Below are 15152 nucleotides of genomic sequence, written 5' to 3' on the forward strand. Positions count from 1 at the left end.
TCCTTCGATAATCAAAATCAACGGCAGCGGGAACGTTGTATTTTGTTCGAGCTTGGCTCCTTACCTGGATGCGCCGTGCCAAGACGTGAATAATATATTTCACGGTAAGTGATCGCTAGAGACAATATGTCTTTTAGGTCTTTAAATGGTGAGAAAGATGTTTTAATGAAAATCTCCAGGTCCATTCTCAGCATTTGTGTTCCCACTTTCAATAGGTCTGCATTTTGAAGCAATGCCTATCACATATACAATATTCGTATTTTCCTTTTGAAATTGAGGTGGTCGTATCGGATAACGCTTCTTCTGATAAAACGCCTCATATTGTTGAGTATTTCAACACGTCCGGTTTCCCGGTTTCGTACCATAGGCAGCGCTATCCCGTACCGGCCTATGAAAATTTGTGCTGCGCCCTTAGATTAAGTCGGGGAAAATATTCCGTCATATTGTGCGACGATGATTACCTTATTCCTGACGCACTTGCTGCCGCGGTCATGCGAATGGAGACGATGCCAGGGGTCTCGGCAATCTTCACGCCTCTGGTAATGTATGATGAGATTTCTGGAAAGGAAACAGGGCTGTCGTTTACGGGTACGATGGATCTTGTGTCAAGTTTACAAGAATTTCTTAGTTTCTTTGATCATTTTAATAGACATGATATGAGTGCACACATCGGTCTATATCGCAAATATGTTATCAGTAATATTGACGATCCCATAAAATTAGCCGATTTTAAATGGCCGTGAGATCTGCAGGTCGCCGGCAACCATTTGCATGCTGACATAGGTATACGAGACGTTTGCTTGGCCGTTGGTGATGACATGATGTTCAGTTACGCCATCACGGACAGTTTTGAACAACGGCAATCGCTCAACCTCGTGGAATCCAATCTCCTTGTGAAGGTCCAGCACCAGCCAGTTGAACGATAGAACCTTCGCTGTGAAACGCGTCACTTTCAAATCCCGGTTGGCCCACGATAGCAAAGCCCGCTCTGCGTGAAGGACCAGGTTGGCGTCACCCCCACTCTCACCCCGCAGAAAATTATCCAGTTCGGCAGCGCCCCCCCCAATATTCGCCAAGCCCATATGTCCAACGCGTCGCCCGGCTTCGTCGGACAAGATGAAAAGGATACGGTCCTCATTCTTCAGGACAATATCCGAAAGGTAACGTCGGGTGAGAGTGGGGCTGCCCTCGAACTGGGTCAGGAAGAACCGCGTGAAGCGCTGGCGCCATCGTGTCATCGCCTCCATCAGTGCGGCATCATCGGGAGTGTCAACAGTCACCGGGCACAGTTCACCGATCCGTAACCCGGTGTCGTTCAGAACAGGAATGATGCTGGTGCGTCGCCCATTCTTAATCTCTTCCAACAGCGCGGTTACATTCAAGGTCATCTCTCGCACACTCGCTCGGCTAAGCCTTCTTAAACCGGTGCCCGACATCGACGGTCCCAAACGTGATCCGGTATGGAACCATGTGGGAAGGCAGGCGTGATTTCATAAAAGCGGACAGTGTCTCCTTCTGAACGGTCACGCCGGGGCGTAGTTGCACCTTCATTTCCACATGCTGACCAGTGATCGGGTTGGCACGGCCATAGACCGAGACCAGGGCAACGCCTGGATACTCCAATGCTGCCCTTTCCACATCACTGGCAAAGAACTTAAGGCCGCCAACATTGATGACATCATTTGTTCTGCCCACGACACGGATGAAATCGCCGTCGGTTTCGACGATATCCTTTGTGCTGTACCAACCCTCCGCATCGAAGGGAGAGGGCGCGTTCAGATATCCCAGCATGCGGGAAGGGGAGCGCAGCTCAAGGACATTGTCGATGATCCGCGTTTCCACGCCATCGCCCCCGATCTTCATGAACAGGCTATCCCGGGATTTCGATTTCACCCTTACGATGCCCAGTTCGGACATGCCGAATGTCTGCCGGAAATCCACGTCCGGCATCAACCGGCATAGCTCGTCAAGCGTTGGTTGATCCATCCGCTCCGTACCATAGGTGATGACCTTCAGGCAGTCTGGTACCCGTTCGGGTATCGCGCCGCTAATCAGCATCATGCGCAGGAATGTCGGCGTGGTGGGGAGAAGCTCCACGCCATAAGCCCGGATCGTTTCCAGGATCGAGAGGGCGGTACGCTCAACGGGTGCCACCACCACGCCGCGGTTGAACAGGGTATGAAACAGCGTATTAATGCCGCCAATATGGTCGAAAAGCAGGAAGCCCAAGGTCCTTAATGTCGGACGGGGTGTTTCGAACCGGTCCAGGAAATAGGTCATGTCATGAAGGATTGCCTTCGGCCTGCCTGTCGTGCCGGTGGAAAACAGCACCAGCCCTGCATGCCCTCTCCGCCGCAACTCTTCGATCAGCGGATGGGGCCGCGGTGGTGGACAGCGGATTACCTGGCCATTCTTGATGACCACATCCACATGCGCCTGCTCAAAGAAATACGGGTGATCATGTCGTGTCTCCTGGGTCAACGGAACCAGGATCGCGCGCAGATCGATCAGTCGCAGCAAGGTCGCGATGCTGACCGGATCGAAATCACCGATCAAGGCCACGGTATCACCCGCTCTGACCTCGCTCAAATCCAACAGTTCCTGGGCGGTGACGTCCTCCAACCGAATAGATCGCTCCGCGTCGATGAGGAAAGGCGTGTCGATGCCGGCCCACCTTTTCGTCAACTTCGTCAGCAGTTCCATTACGCCCCCCCGACATGCAGGACCTGGCCGGTAATCGTACCGGCCTGCGGTGTCAGCAGCATTTCCACAATGTCACACACATCGGACGGTGTGCATTGCCGGGGCAGCACCTGTCGATCAACGATATCCTTGATCTGCTGGGATGTGATGCCCCGCAGCAGGTCTGTGGCGATCGGTCCGGGTGCGACGCAATTGACCGTAATACCGAAATCGCTCATTTCCCGCGCGAAACTGTAGGAAAACCCCTCCACACCTGCCTTTGAGGCGGCATAAACGGCCTCACCCTTCAATCCGAGCCGGACTGCGATGGTAGAAAAATTGATGATCCGGCCGCTCTTACGTCGAATCATTAATGGTGAAAACGCCTGACAGGAAAAGATGGTGCCGACCAGATTGGTCTGGATGATCCGCTGGACCGTGCTTTCGGGCGTCATCACGGCAAGGTTCATCGCGGCGATGCCAGCGGCATTGACCAGACCTTCAACCGGCTCGCCTTCCTTGCGCAGCCTCGTGGCCATTTCCTTAAGGGCAGCGAATGATGTGACGTCACAGATTTCGGTTCGAAACGGTGCTTCCACAGCGCTACGGGCAAGGCCAATGACCGATTTGCCCTGTTGGCTCAACCGCGCGCAGATCGCGTGTCCAAGGCCCTTGCTGGCGCCGGTGACGATAATCATTCAACCCGCCTGCTGTTCTGCGGCTTGCTCTAGAAATGCCTTGGTCAGTGAACCAACAGTGCGAAACATGCTGCGTGACCGGGACATTGCTGTTTCAGATGCCCAATCGAATTCGAAGCCATGATCACTCGCTAGTTCTTCCAGCCGTAGGCAAAGCTCCACCAGCGACATTGAGTCCAGGATGCGATTTTCGCCGAATAACGGGGTGTTGGCGTCAATAACAATGTCCGGCAGGTTAGCCAGCTCGATGATAATATTCGCTATGGATTTTTCAAATTCATCAGCTTGCATTGTCATGGCGATACCATAATTTCAGAAATTACAGGTCAGTTTGCACATGGGGGCTGATACCGTCAAGCCACACAGGATTGCCCGGAAAATCGACGTCATTCGTTGGCATGGTTATATCCATGTGCCCCACGAGACGTCAGGTCCAGAGTTTCCAGGGGGCGACACCCCGGACCCACAGATCCTCCAGATGCATCTTGTCGCGTAACGTGTCCATGGGTTGCCAGAACCCATCATGCCGAAAGGCCCGCAATTGATCCTGGGTTGCCAGTGTCTGCAGCGGCGCCGCTTCCCAGGAACAATTGTCCCCATCAAGCAAGCTCAGAACTTTCGGCGACAATACAAAGAAGCCACCGTTGATGTAGCCGGCATTGTCACCAAGCGGTTTTTCCGTGAAGCGGGTCACAGCGTCACCTTCAAGGTCCACAGCACCGAAGCGACCGGGTGGGCGGACTGCGGTAAGGGTTGCGTCGCGACCGTGGGAATGGTGGAAATCGACGAGGCTGCGGATGTTGATATCGGCGACGCCGTCACCGTAAGTCAGACAGAATGACGACTCTTCCGCGAGATAGGGAGCGACACGCCGCAACCGTCCCCCGGTAAGCGTGCGGGAGCCAGTATCGACCAGGGTTACCCGCCAGGGTCGCGCTTCGCGGCGATGATAGGTTACATTGCCGGCGGCCATGTCGAAAGTCACATCAGAACTGTGTAGAATGTAATTCGCGAAATACTCCTTGATCACATAGCCCTTGTAACCGAGGCAGATAATAAAATCATTAAACCCAAAGTGACTGTAAATATTCATGATATGTATGAGAATCGGAATTTCCCCGATTTCCACCATGGGTTTGGGCTTCAGATGGGTTTCTTCCGACAGGCGGCTCCCCAGCCCGCCCGCCAGTATCACGACCTTCATGCCACTCTCTCCGACAAAAATCCCTTTTCAACCAATCTATTAAATAAAATCGATGCTGGCAAATGCCATGTCGCGCACAGGTGTTTACTTGACAAGTACGTCGCCCAAGCCGACTGCTTGTCGCGGTGCCAAGGACAAATGCCCGGCGGAGATGTTGCAGACGGTGGGGACCATGGACGAGCTTCAACGGACGCGCGATGGCTTTTGGGTCGGGCGCCGCGTGCTGATCACGGGGCACACAGGCTTCAAGGGCGCGTGGCTGGCGCATTGGCTGGCCGCTTTAGGGGCAGAGGTGTATGGTTTGGCTCTGCCCCCGCTGCCAGGCCCCGGCTTGTACAATCTTTCCCTCCCGATCCTTGCGGATGAATGGCTGATCGATATCCGTGACAGGGATTCTGTGGGGGCGGCCATGCAGGCGGCGAGACCTGAGTTGGTCATGCACCTCGCCGCACAAGCCTTGGTTCGGCCCTCCTACCAGGATCCTGCCGACACCTTCTCCACCAACGTTACTGGTACGGCTCATGTCCTGGATGCGATCCGTGTGACTCCGTCGGTCCAGGCGGCTCTTATCGTCACCACCGACAAGGTTTATGAAAATGATGATAGCGGTCGTCCTTTCCGGGAGGATGACCGACTGGCGGGGAAGGACCCCTACAGCGCATCCAAGGCCTGTGCGGAACTTTTGACCCGATCTTATAAGGACAGTTTCCTGATAGACAGGGGGATGGCAATTGCAACGGCACGGGCGGGCAATGTCATTGGCGGTGGCGATTGGGGCATTGACCGGCTGATACCTGACATGGTGCGGGCGGCTGCTGCGGAAGGGACGATCACCGTCCGTTACCCGGCCGCTACCCGGCCATGGCAGCATGTGCTTGATTGTCTACGCGGTTATCTGCTGCTGTCCCGTCGCCTGCTGACCGCTCCCGATGGGCTGCCGCCCGCGGTCAATTTCGGTCCTCCGCCGGGTGAGGTGATCAGTGTGCAGGAGGTGGTGGAAAGCCTGCGGGATGGCCTTGGCATCGATTGGCGACAGGCGCCGGGTCCGCATCCGCCGGAAGCCATGGCCCTGACTCTGGATCCCGCCCTTGCCCGTCGGGCGCTGGGATGGCAAACGCTGTTGTCGGTGCGGGAGGCGGTGACATGGACCGGTGACTGGTACAGGCATTGGCAAGCGGGCCATGACGCACGGGAGTTGACGCAAAGCCAGCTACTCCGTTACGCGGAGAAGGCGCTGTCCAAGGGGGAAATGGTGGCATGACTCAACCGCACTGCCGCTTTTGTGATGCGCCGCTCGGCCTGACACTTGTCGATCTGGGCAGCACACCTTTGTCGAACGCTTATCTGCCAGCCCATAAGCTGACAGAGCCGGAGCCTTCCTATCCCTTGCATGCGCGCGTCTGCGGCCAATGCCGCTTGGTCCAGGTCGAAGTTGCGGAAACACCGCAGGAAATATTTAGCGAGTATGCCTATTTCTCGTCTTACAGCAGTTCCTGGGTCGCGCATGCGCGCCGCTTTGCCCAAAGTGCCATGGGGCGCTGGCGCCTTGACGCCGGCTCACTGGTCATGGAGGTAGCGTCCAATGATGGCTATCTGCTGAAGCATTTCTTGGAGTTCGGGGTACCCGTGCTGGGCGTGGAGCCTGCGGCCAATGTCGCGGCTGTCGCGCAAGCCGCAGGCATCCCCAGCGAAGTTGCATTCTTTGGTCGGTCGACGGCACAGCACCTCGCCGCACGGGGGCAGAAAGCCGACCTGATCGTGGGCAACAACGTGCTGGCTCATGTGCCGGATATCAATGACTTCGTCTCGGGCTTCCCCCTGGTTTTGCGGGATGATGGCGTTCTCAGCCTGGAATTTCCGCACCTGCTTCGGCTGATTGAGGGGGTCCAGTTCGATACGATCTATCATGAGCACTTCTCCTACCTGTCCCTGCTGACGGTGGAGCGCATTCTCGGAAAACATGGTCTGCGGGTATTCGATGTGGAAGAACTGCCGACCCATGGCGGCAGCCTGCGTGTATCTGCATGCCATACACAGGCACGGCACGCGCGGGGGCCGGGACTGACGGTAGTTCGGGCACAGGAACGCGCGGCTGGGCTGGATAACGACGATATCTATACGGGATTCTCTCCACAGGTAGCGGCTGTCCGCGACCAACTGCGGGCCTTCCTGACCCAAGCACGCAAGGCCGGTAAACGGGTCGCTGCCTATGGTGCCGCCGCGAAGGGCAACACATTGCTGAACTATTGCGGCGTGGGCCGGGATCTTATCGACTATGTCGTTGATATGTCGCCGCACAAGCAGGGGCTGTTCATGCCGGGCAGCCACCTGCCCATCCTGTCCCCTGGCAAATTGCTGGAAACGCGGCCGGATTACGTCTTGATCCTTCCCTGGAACATTGCCGGAGAGATCCAGACACAATGGCCTCAGGTGCGGGAATGGGGGGGGCAGTTCGTCGTTCCGATCCCGGAAGTGCGCGTCTTGCCATGAAACTGGTTCCCCAAGTCATTGACGGCATGTTCGAAGTGCTCCCGACCATCCATGAGGATGAACGGGGCCTGTTCGCCCGCGTATTCGATGCCGGCATGCTGGCCGATGCGGGTATCCACCATGACTGGCCGCAATGGAGCACGTCCTGGAACCGCCATCGCGGCACTCTTCGCGGTATGCATTTCCAGCGGGAGCCGGCGACAGAGGGGAAGTTCATCCGCTGTACGTCAGGCCGTGCGTTTGACGTGACCGTCGATCTGCGACGGCACTCACCGGGTTATCGTCGCTGGGTCGCTGTGGAATTGTGCGCGATCCGCCGGAATGCCGTTTATATTCCGCCAGGTTGCGCGCATGGCTTCCTGACCTTGGTCGATGGCACTGAATTGTCATACGCAATCAGCGCAGCCTTTCAGCCTGAACTGGCCGATGGCGTTCGCTGGAACGATCCGGCGATCGGAATCGAATGGCCTTTCCCGCCGGAGCGGATCAATGACCGCGATGCCACATGGCTGGACCTGAAGGATTGAGGATGGAGGGGCGAAACGCCCCTCCCGTCTAATCAGAAGCGTTCGCCAGTCAATTCCTCGCTCTTGACCCACAGCGCCTTCGCCGTTTCAGGATTGATGGCATAGTCGCGAACACCCTTGCGTACACCGTCGCCATGCGCCAATGGGGCGACACTACAATCCTCGCAATAATGCCCGCCGATGCTCTCCCCGTCCGCGACGACAGCCACCCAGACGGAAGTTGCCGCCGCCTGCGGGATGCTCTTCAGCTTGAAGGCCGGGGCGCCCGTTTCCGCCTTTGCGACGGCGTTGATGCGGGCGACCAGGGCGTCCATGTCCTCCTGCGAAACGCTGCGCTTCAGTCCGGTTTCAGCCCCGCCGGGATGGACCGATGCAGCGCGGATGCCCCGATCCTTCCAGCGACGGTCCAGTTCGACGGCGAACAGGGCGTTGGCCGTCTTCGACCGGCCATACGCGATCCAGGCATCATAGTCCGTGCGTTCGAAGTTCGGGTCGTCCAGGTCGACGTCGGAGAAGCGGTGCGCCGCCGATGACAGGACCACCACCCGGCCGCCATCCCTGATCGCCGGCGCGATGCGGTTGATGAAGGCAAAATGGCCCAGGTGATTGGTGCCGAACTGCATCTCGAACCCGTCGGCGGTACGGCCGAACGGGGTGGCCATGATGGCCGCATTGGCGATCACGGCGTCGAAAGGACGCCCATCGGCGATCAACGCATCCGCCGCCGCCCGCACGCTGTCAAGAGAGGCGAGGTCGAGCGTGATCAGGGAGAATTGGCCGCCACCGGCCGCTGCCGCCGTCCGGACATCTGCGCAGGCCTGTTCGGCGCGGGCAAGGTCGCGCACGGCCCCCACAACCTCCGCTCCGTGGGCCACCAGCGCGCGGGCGGTTTCCAGGCCCAGGCCGGACGATGTGCCGGTGACGAGAATGCGCTTGCCTGAAAGTGTCATGCCGGCCAGCACGTCATCGGTGGTGGTCGTTACATCGAACTGGGGCATTGACGTTTCCTCATGTCTGGGGAATGCTGTTTTCCTGTCGCATCCATAATATCGGGACTGCGATACAACCGGCTGCCCGATCCTGGCGATCACTTGCCCAATCCTATCAAACAGTGACGAAGGGGAGGCGTTAACGCCCATGCATGACGCGATGGAGATCATGCGGCGCCGGGTGCTGCGGCACGCGACCTCTCCCCGTACCGAAACCCCGATCCCCCGACTGACATTGAGCGTGCTGCGTCGGCCCAGCAGCGGTGTTGCCACCATGCTAACGCCCGTTACCTGTCTGATCCTATGTGGCCGTAAGCAGGTGACGGTGGGAGAGACGACGCTGGAATATGATCAGGGCCGCTACTTCGTGGCCTCACTTGACCTGCCCGCAACGGGCCGGGTGGTGGATGCCAGCCCGGCGGAGCCATACCTTGCCGTGGGGCTGGAACTGGATCGAGGAACTCTGGCCGATCTGATTGCCAGCCTGCCGCCGGGGCTGGTCAACAACACGTCCGTTGCGGGGAATCAGCCCTGTTTCGGGACCAGCGCTATTATGCCGGACCTGTTGGAGGCCTGGAACTGGCTTCTGTCGCTGCTGGACCAGCCGGAGGATGTGCCGGCCCTGGCGGCGGCGCGTGAACGGGAAGTGCTATACCGTTTGCTGCGCGGACCGTTGGGTGCTCATCTGTGCCAGATCGCGCAGGGTGACAGCCGTCTGGCCCGCATCCGCCGGGCGATCGACTGGATCGGCAGTCATTATGAGGAAACGCTGCGCACCGGCATGCTGGCAGAGATCGCCGGCATGAGCGTCGCTTCCTTCCATCGGCATTTCCTGGCGGCGACGGCGATGAGCCCGCTGCAATATCAAAAGACCATGCGCCTGCACATGGCGCGCCGCCTGCTGGCGTCCGGCATCGAGGCGGGGGAGGCGGCCTATCGTGTGGGCTATGAAAGCGCGTCGCAGTTCAGCCGCGAATATAGCCGCGCCTTCGGTATGCCGCCATCCCGCGATGTCGAAAGGCTGGTGGGGTAGGCAGGCCCCTTATCCGCTTTATCGCACGCCCTTGATGAAGGCTACACACAGCGTGCCGAGGATGATGAAGCCGATTCCCATCGGGAACAGCACGCCATAGGTCCCGGCAATGCTGACCATGGCGCCCGCCAGCCCGACACCCAGCGTCTGCGACAGGGTTGTGGTCATGTTGATGATGCCCAGATCCTTGCCAGCATCATCCTGCGACGGCAGAACCTTGGTGATCAGCACGTAGTCGACCGACCCGAAGCCACCGAAGCCGGCCCCGATCAGGCAGGAATAGATGACCATGCCCAGGAAGGTGGGGAAGGCCAACGGCACCAGGATGGCCCCGACCATCACGGCGGCACAGATATAAATCAGCGGTCGCGTGACACCCAGACGGTCGCTCAGCCAACCGGCCAGTGGGGTGCCGATGGCAGCCCCTACCATGCCGGCGAGGCCCATGGCCGGTACGTTCTTTACGGCGTCGGCTCCCAGCCCCACATAGTCCTGCAGGATGTAGAGCAGATAAACCTTCAGTGGGAAAAAGCCCGTCAGCATTAAAAAACGGCCCAGGAAGGTCCAGCCGAAGGCCGGGTATTTCACGGGATTGACCCAGAAGGTGGAGAGCAGCTTTGACAGGTTGAAGGGCGGTGTCGGTTCCCCGATATTTGACCGGCGGTTCACCACCACGAAAATGATGACGGCCAGCAGCAGCAGCATGCTGATGACCCCATAGCCCAGCATCATCTGATCCGCGAAGGCGGCACCGAATACCTGTCCGAACAGCACACCCACCAGATGGGAAAGCCCGATGGCGGCGGAGAAGATACCCCTCCGCACCATCGGCACCCGTTCCGGGATGTAGACGGTGATCGGCGTGAAGACCAGATTGGTGCTGACCTGGATCAGCAACCAATAGACGGCCAGTTCCGTGATACTGTCGGCCTGCGACAACAGCAGGGCCAACACAATGGTCGCTCCGGCACCGCCCAGCATCCACGGACCCCGCCCGCCGATCCGGCTGCGGGTCCGGTCGCTGAGTGCACCGGACACCGGTGCGGTGAACAGCGCGCCGATAGCCCCGATGCCGATCACGAAGGCCAAACCGCCTGCTGCCCCAGCAGGATCAATCTTCTGCACCTGCAGGGCCAGAAAGACCGATTGCAGGGCTGTCCAGAACAGGAACAGCGACACCGCTGCAAGCCCCAGCGTGAAAAGCAGCCCAAGCAGCCGCTGTTCACGCAGGCTGGGCGCTTTTCCCCCGTGGGCGGGGGCATCGGTGCCGGTGACGGTGTCTTGGCGGGCAACGGACATGGGCGCTCCTTATGCGCGGGGCAGGGGATCGGGTCTAGGGGATGGGCACCCCTATCGTCCATATCGCTCCAGCAGATTGAACAGGGTCCGGGCGGGTTGTTCGGAGGGCAGGTAATTGATGAACCACCCCTCATATTCCCCGGCGATGGAGCCCTTGAAGCCATGATCGGCCAGCATGCCCAGCAATTCCTTGTAGGGCGTGTTGGGCTCCTCCCCATCCGCATCGAACATGTGGGCCTTGGCGTGGCAATGCACCGTGTATTTTAGCAGCGGTTCGAAGGTGGAAAGCGGGTTGGTCTGGATCTGCCCCGGCGCGTTCGGCCCCTGCCAGCAGGAGAAGTCGGGCACCAGCCGAAACCAGGGAGACTCCACCGTTTCCAGCGCTTCCTGATAGTAAGAGGGCGGGTGCGGCGCGTGCAGTTCCACGCCCCAGATGACGCCGTACTTCTCCAGCGTCGGCAGCACGGCCTTCACGAAATCGATCAGTTCGCCCACCGGTTCAGCATTGAAGGCGGGGCGCATGACCTTGGCGCCCAGATGCGCCGTCAGGGCGATCATCCGTTTGGCATTGTGGACCAGTTCGCCCCAGGTCTGAGGTCGGTCACTGCGGATATTCTTGCCGAAATAGCAGCTGAAACAGAAAATCTCCATGTCCAGCGAGGCCACCAGTTCCCGGATGGAGGTCAGGTCGTCCAGGTTGGGATTGGGCCAGCCGGGGATGTGCTGTTCCGCGATGATCTCCACGCCGTCACAACCGATCTCGGCGGCTTTGCGGATGGCATCGAAGACATTCATCTTGCCGGCATGGATGTCGGCGCCGAAGGTGTAGAGGCTGAGGCCAAGTTTCATTTCAACGCATCTCCAGTTCGCCGGTCAGCCGGTAGGGCAGCGTGTCATTCGGGAAGCCGTAGCTGAAGGTCGTGCGCATATCGATATCGACACCGACCTGATTGGTGGTGGCCACGATGTCGGCCAGTGCCGCGTCGGTCAGCAGCACTTCCGCCACCTCCCCCATACCCCACCAGATTTCATGCAGATATTTGGCATAGGCGGCGGGAATCCTCTGTCCGCGCAGGGCGATGAAGGTATCCGTCTCCGGCACGGTGTGTCCGTTCACGCTGATCCTGATGAAGGACACCGTGGACAGATAGGTGCCCGTGTACCAGGGATTGCGGATCAACAGGCGCCAGCCGTCGGGCGTCCTTTCAATGGCGTTGTCGGCGAATAGGTCGCGCTGACCCACGCGGGAAAAGACGACGATCCCCTGCTTGGCCCTGTCGGCCTGGTTTCGGTTCGTCCGCTGCAACTCGTTGCTCATCGAGCGTGTCTCCTCGGCATGATCTGCTTTTCTCCAATCGGCGGGGTGCAGAAGCACGGGCGGCGTATGGAGATCGGGTGAAATCTGTGGGAACCGGCGGGAGGCGCTGATCGACCGCCGCTTCCAATGGAAACGGCGTCGTGTGCAACCATATTGATGATGAACAGGTGCCGCCCCGCTGACCAGAGGCAATGCATGCCCTGGTATGTCTTTCGGGGGTCGGTTCGTGTCATCGCCGCCGGGCAGCCATCCCGTGCGTTCGCTTCATCTCTTGAGTAGCAGGCTTTCATCTGGCATGCAAGGCCTCTCGTGAACGAAATGAGAAGATGTGGGACAGGTCAGTTTGCGGGGAATTTGTCGAAAGATGGCAGAATTCCTTGGTTCTCTGATCTTGTATTGGCTGCTGTCATTAGCGGCAGTCTCAGCGGTGCAACTTTTCCATCGGCAGGCCAGCGCCCGTGTGGCAAGGTGGTTCGCGGTTGGAACGAGAGAAATACCGTAAACTAGAATTCTTGCATTCTAGCTTGTGGCGCTGTATCACCGTTACTGTGGATGCATGATGCGGGCCCCAAGATGGCCTCGCCAGTCTCGACAGGCCAGCTGGTGCGGCATCTGCAATCCGCTTATCGATCAAATGGCATCAGAACGCCCCGAAGCGGCGTCAGGCGATGCGTCCAAATTTAAAGATGGCAGGAGACGTGATGCGGCGGCTACGCATGGGATTGATCGGCGGCGGTGCCGGTGCCTTTATCGGCCCGGTTCACCGCATCGCCGCCGAACTGGACCGGGAGATCGAACTGGTCGCCGGTGCTTTCAGCAGCGATCCCGCCCGGTCGCGTCAGGCCGGCGACATCTACCGCATCGATCCCCGGCGGGCCTATCCCGATGTGGCGACGATGCTGGCGACCGAGGCGGGCCGTGACGACGCGATCGACTTCGTTACGATCGCCTCGCCCAACCACCATCATTTCAGCGCGGCGCGCATGGCGTTGCGGGCTGGGGTGGCGGTGATGTGCGACAAGCCGGCGACGGCCACTCTGACGGAAGCCAAGGAACTGGCCGCTATCATCGCCCGTACCCGCCGGCCCTATGGCCTGACCTACACCTATTCCGGCTACCCGCTGGTGCGGGAGGCGCGGGCACGGGTCGCCGCAGGCGGGCTGGGCACCGTGCGCAAGGTGGTGGTCGAATATCCCCAAGGTTGGCTGGCCGGGGCCGCCGAAGGCAAGCAGGCGCTATGGCGTACCGATCCGGCCCAGGCGGGCGAGGGTGGGGCCATTGCCGATATCGGTGTGCATGCCTTTCATCTGGCGGAATTCGTGACGGGACTGCGCGTCACGCAGTTGCTGTCCGATCTGGCCGCAATGGTTCCAGGCCGTGTGCTGGATGATGATTGTCATGTGCTGTTGCGTTTCAACAATGGTGCGCGCGGCGTGCTGCTGGCCTCCCAGATCATGGTGGGGGAACGCAACGGACTGCGCCTGCGGGTCTATGGCGACAAGGCGGGCCTGGACTGGAGCCAGGAACAGCCCAACGCCCTGATCTGGCGGCATGGCGACGGGCGAACGGAAATCATCCAGGCGGCCGATGCCGGCCTTGGTCCCGACGCGCGCTGGGCCACCCGGACGCCGGGCGGACACCCGGAAGGCTATCTGGAAGCCTTCGCCAATCTATACCGCGATTTCGCCCGGCAATTGCGGGGGGAGGAGGGCAGCCTGCTGCCCGGCATCGATGATGGGCTGCGCGGCATGGCCTTCATCCATCTGGCCGTCACCGCCAGCCGGGCCGGGGCCGGCTGGGTCGAATTCGAGGTGTAGAGATGCGCACAATCAAGGGACCCGCCATTTTCCTGGCGCAGTTCGCGGGCGACAAAGCCCCCTTCAACTCATTGGACGCCATTGCCGGCTGGGCGGCATCAATGGGTTACAAGGGCGTGCAGATACCCAGCTGGGATGCCCGCCTGTTCGATCTGGAACGCGCAGCCGGCAGCCAGGACTATTGCGACGAGGTGCTGGGTACGTTGGCCCATCACGGCCTAGCGCTGACAGAACTATCCACGCACCTTCAGGGCCAACTGGTGGCGGTGCATCCCACCTACGATGCGCAGTTCGAAGCCTTCGCGGCTCCGGCCGTGCGTGGCAATCCCCGGGCGCGGCAGGAATGGGCGGTACGGCAGATGCATCTGGCGGCCCGTGCCAGCCGCAACCTGGGCCTGACGGCGCATGCCACCTTCTCCGGCGCGCTGGCCTGGCCCTATCTCTATCCCTGGCCGCAGCGTCCGGCGGGTCTGGTGGAGGATGCGTTCGCCGAACTGGCCCGCCGCTGGCGACCGATCCTGGACGCGTTCGACGCCGTGGGGGTCGATCTCGCCTATGAAATCCATCCGGGCGAGGATCTGCATGACGGCGTGACGTTCGAGCGGTTCCTGGCGGCGGTGGATAACCATCCGCGCGCCAACATCCTTTACGATCCGAGCCATTTCGTGCTGCAGCAGCTCGATTATCTGGCGTTCCTGGACATCTACCGGGCACGGATAAAATGCTTTCATGTCAAGGATGCGGAATTCCGGCCCGATGGCCGCTCGGGCATTTACGGCGGTTACCAGTCCTGGGTTGACAGGCCGGGACGGTTCCGGTCGCTTGGCGACGGGCAGGTGGATTTCGCGCGGATCTTCGCCAAGATGGCGCAGTATGATTTCCCCGGCTGGGCCGTGCTGGAATGGGAATGCGCGCTGAAGCATCCTGAACAGGGGGCGGCAGAAGGTGCCCCCTTCATTGACCGACATATCATCCGCGTCACCGAACATGCTTTCGACGATTTTGCCGCCGGCGGCGCTGACAGGGCGCTGAACGCACGGGTCATGGGCATTGGAGCGGTTTCCGGTTGACCGGAAACCGCTCCGGCGGCGACTG

At 59.7% G+C, this 15152-nt stretch carries 16 protein-coding genes; 7 read left to right on the top strand and 9 right to left on the bottom strand.

Features of this window, described 5'->3' with window-relative positions; translation table 11 throughout:
* The first annotated feature begins 224 nt into the window (after positions 1-224).
* Positions 225-743: a glycosyltransferase family A protein gene (locus tag ABC729_RS21590; protein WP_495609672.1), complete on the top strand. Its 519-nt coding sequence runs from the start codon at positions 225-227 to the stop codon at positions 741-743.
* Here the strand turns inward: ABC729_RS21590 and ABC729_RS21595 are convergent.
* From ABC729_RS21595 to rfbF, 5 genes are all read right to left on the bottom strand, one after another.
* Positions 720-1388, bottom strand: coding sequence for a GNAT family N-acetyltransferase (locus ABC729_RS21595; RefSeq protein WP_495609673.1), 669 nt, complete (start codon positions 1386-1388; stop codon positions 720-722). The two genes, ABC729_RS21590 and ABC729_RS21595, sit on opposite strands and share 24 nt — an antisense overlap.
* 19 nt (positions 1389-1407) lie before the next feature.
* Positions 1408-2703 (bottom strand): ANL family adenylate-forming protein, encoded by a 1296-nt coding sequence (locus ABC729_RS21600; RefSeq protein ID WP_495609674.1) that lies wholly within the window; start codon positions 2701-2703, stop codon positions 1408-1410.
* Complete coding sequence (locus ABC729_RS21605; RefSeq protein WP_495609675.1) at positions 2703-3380, bottom strand: SDR family NAD(P)-dependent oxidoreductase; 678 nt, start codon at positions 3378-3380, stop codon at positions 2703-2705. The genes ABC729_RS21600 and ABC729_RS21605 overlap by 1 nt, the downstream gene beginning before the upstream one ends.
* The gene (locus ABC729_RS21610; RefSeq protein WP_495609676.1) at positions 3381-3677 is read right to left on the bottom strand and encodes an acyl carrier protein; all 297 of its coding nucleotides are present in this window, start codon (positions 3675-3677) and stop codon (positions 3381-3383) included.
* Between the two features lie 130 nt (positions 3678-3807).
* Positions 3808-4584: a glucose-1-phosphate cytidylyltransferase gene (rfbF, locus tag ABC729_RS21615; RefSeq protein ID WP_495609677.1), complete on the bottom strand. Its 777-nt coding sequence runs from the start codon at positions 4582-4584 to the stop codon at positions 3808-3810.
* Positions 4585-4756: 172 nt separating this feature from the next.
* On the opposite strand from rfbF, the gene rfbG reads away from it, so the two are divergent.
* Genes rfbG through ABC729_RS21630 form a run of 3 tightly spaced genes read left to right on the top strand, consistent with a single transcriptional unit; the run spans position 4757 to position 7601 of the window.
* The gene (gene rfbG / locus ABC729_RS21620; RefSeq protein WP_495609678.1) at positions 4757-5845 is read left to right on the top strand and encodes a CDP-glucose 4,6-dehydratase; all 1089 of its coding nucleotides are present in this window, start codon (positions 4757-4759) and stop codon (positions 5843-5845) included.
* Positions 5842-7074: a methyltransferase domain-containing protein gene (locus ABC729_RS21625; protein ID WP_495609679.1), complete on the top strand. Its 1233-nt coding sequence runs from the start codon at positions 5842-5844 to the stop codon at positions 7072-7074. The genes rfbG and ABC729_RS21625 overlap by 4 nt, the downstream gene beginning before the upstream one ends.
* A complete protein-coding gene (locus ABC729_RS21630; RefSeq protein WP_495609680.1) occupies positions 7071-7601 on the top strand; it encodes a dTDP-4-dehydrorhamnose 3,5-epimerase family protein in 531 nt (176 codons plus the stop codon). Before ABC729_RS21625 ends, ABC729_RS21630 begins: the two co-directional genes overlap by 4 nt.
* A 32-nt stretch (positions 7602-7633) precedes the next feature.
* Here the strand turns inward: ABC729_RS21630 and ABC729_RS21635 are convergent, their stop codons facing one another.
* Positions 7634-8599 carry an SDR family NAD(P)-dependent oxidoreductase gene (locus ABC729_RS21635; RefSeq protein ID WP_495609681.1) on the bottom strand — a complete coding sequence of 322 codons (966 nt, stop codon included), beginning with the start codon at positions 8597-8599 and terminating at the stop codon, positions 7634-7636.
* 139 nt (positions 8600-8738) lie between these two features.
* On the opposite strand from ABC729_RS21635, the gene ABC729_RS21640 reads away from it, so the two are divergent.
* Positions 8739-9623, top strand: coding sequence for an AraC family transcriptional regulator (locus tag ABC729_RS21640; RefSeq protein ID WP_495609682.1), 885 nt, complete (start codon positions 8739-8741; stop codon positions 9621-9623).
* An 18-nt stretch (positions 9624-9641) separates the two neighbouring features.
* Here the strand turns inward: ABC729_RS21640 and ABC729_RS21645 are convergent, their stop codons facing one another.
* Genes ABC729_RS21645 through ABC729_RS21655 form a run of 3 tightly spaced genes read right to left on the bottom strand, consistent with a single transcriptional unit; the run spans position 9642 to position 12240 of the window.
* Positions 9642-10922, bottom strand: coding sequence for an MFS transporter (locus tag ABC729_RS21645; RefSeq protein WP_495609683.1), 1281 nt, complete (start codon positions 10920-10922; stop codon positions 9642-9644).
* Between the two features lie 51 nt (positions 10923-10973).
* Positions 10974-11771 carry a sugar phosphate isomerase/epimerase family protein gene (locus ABC729_RS21650; RefSeq protein WP_495609684.1) on the bottom strand — a complete coding sequence of 266 codons (798 nt, stop codon included), beginning with the start codon at positions 11769-11771 and terminating at the stop codon, positions 10974-10976.
* A gap of 1 nt (position 11772) precedes the next feature.
* Positions 11773-12240: a C-glycoside deglycosidase beta subunit domain-containing protein gene (locus tag ABC729_RS21655; protein WP_495609685.1), complete on the bottom strand. Its 468-nt coding sequence runs from the start codon at positions 12238-12240 to the stop codon at positions 11773-11775.
* Positions 12241-12941: 701 nt separating this feature from the next.
* Between ABC729_RS21655 and ABC729_RS21660 the strand changes: the two genes are divergently transcribed.
* The gene (locus ABC729_RS21660) at positions 12942-14057 is read left to right on the top strand and encodes a Gfo/Idh/MocA family protein (protein WP_495609686.1); all 1116 of its coding nucleotides are present in this window, start codon (positions 12942-12944) and stop codon (positions 14055-14057) included.
* A 2-nt stretch (positions 14058-14059) separates the two neighbouring features.
* Positions 14060-15127, top strand: coding sequence for a sugar phosphate isomerase/epimerase family protein (locus tag ABC729_RS21665; RefSeq protein ID WP_495609687.1), 1068 nt, complete (start codon positions 14060-14062; stop codon positions 15125-15127).
* Positions 15128-15152: the final 25 nt, after the last annotated feature.

The sequence above is a fragment of the Niveispirillum sp. CC-CTL257 genome (assembly GCF_059489915.1).

Bases quoted from the DNA above. Each gene is read 5' to 3' on its own strand.
- ABC729_RS21635 (WP_495609681.1), bottom strand. From the start codon at position 8,599: ATGCCCCAGTTCGATGTAACGACCACCACCGATGACGTGCTGGCCGGC.
- ABC729_RS21665 (WP_495609687.1), top strand. From the start codon at position 14,060: ATGCGCACAATCAAGGGACCCGCCATTTTCCTGGCGCAGTTCGCGGGC.
- rfbG (WP_495609678.1), top strand. From the start codon at position 4,757: ATGGACGAGCTTCAACGGACGCGCGATGGCTTTTGGGTCGGGCGCCGC.
- ABC729_RS21640 (WP_495609682.1), top strand. From the start codon at position 8,739: ATGCATGACGCGATGGAGATCATGCGGCGCCGGGTGCTGCGGCACGCG.
- ABC729_RS21610 (WP_495609676.1), bottom strand. From the start codon at position 3,677: ATGACAATGCAAGCTGATGAATTTGAAAAATCCATAGCGAATATTATC.
- rfbF (WP_495609677.1), bottom strand. From the start codon at position 4,584: ATGAAGGTCGTGATACTGGCGGGCGGGCTGGGGAGCCGCCTGTCGGAA.
- ABC729_RS21600 (WP_495609674.1), bottom strand. From the start codon at position 2,703: ATGGAACTGCTGACGAAGTTGACGAAAAGGTGGGCCGGCATCGACACG.
- ABC729_RS21655 (WP_495609685.1), bottom strand. From the start codon at position 12,240: ATGAGCAACGAGTTGCAGCGGACGAACCGAAACCAGGCCGACAGGGCC.
- ABC729_RS21630 (WP_495609680.1), top strand. From the start codon at position 7,071: ATGAAACTGGTTCCCCAAGTCATTGACGGCATGTTCGAAGTGCTCCCG.
- ABC729_RS21650 (WP_495609684.1), bottom strand. From the start codon at position 11,771: ATGAAACTTGGCCTCAGCCTCTACACCTTCGGCGCCGACATCCATGCC.
- ABC729_RS21595 (WP_495609673.1), bottom strand. From the start codon at position 1,388: ATGACCTTGAATGTAACCGCGCTGTTGGAAGAGATTAAGAATGGGCGA.
- ABC729_RS21605 (WP_495609675.1), bottom strand. From the start codon at position 3,380: ATGATTATCGTCACCGGCGCCAGCAAGGGCCTTGGACACGCGATCTGC.
- ABC729_RS21645 (WP_495609683.1), bottom strand. From the start codon at position 10,922: ATGTCCGTTGCCCGCCAAGACACCGTCACCGGCACCGATGCCCCCGCC.
- ABC729_RS21625 (WP_495609679.1), top strand. From the start codon at position 5,842: ATGACTCAACCGCACTGCCGCTTTTGTGATGCGCCGCTCGGCCTGACA.
- ABC729_RS21660 (WP_495609686.1), top strand. From the start codon at position 12,942: ATGCGGCGGCTACGCATGGGATTGATCGGCGGCGGTGCCGGTGCCTTT.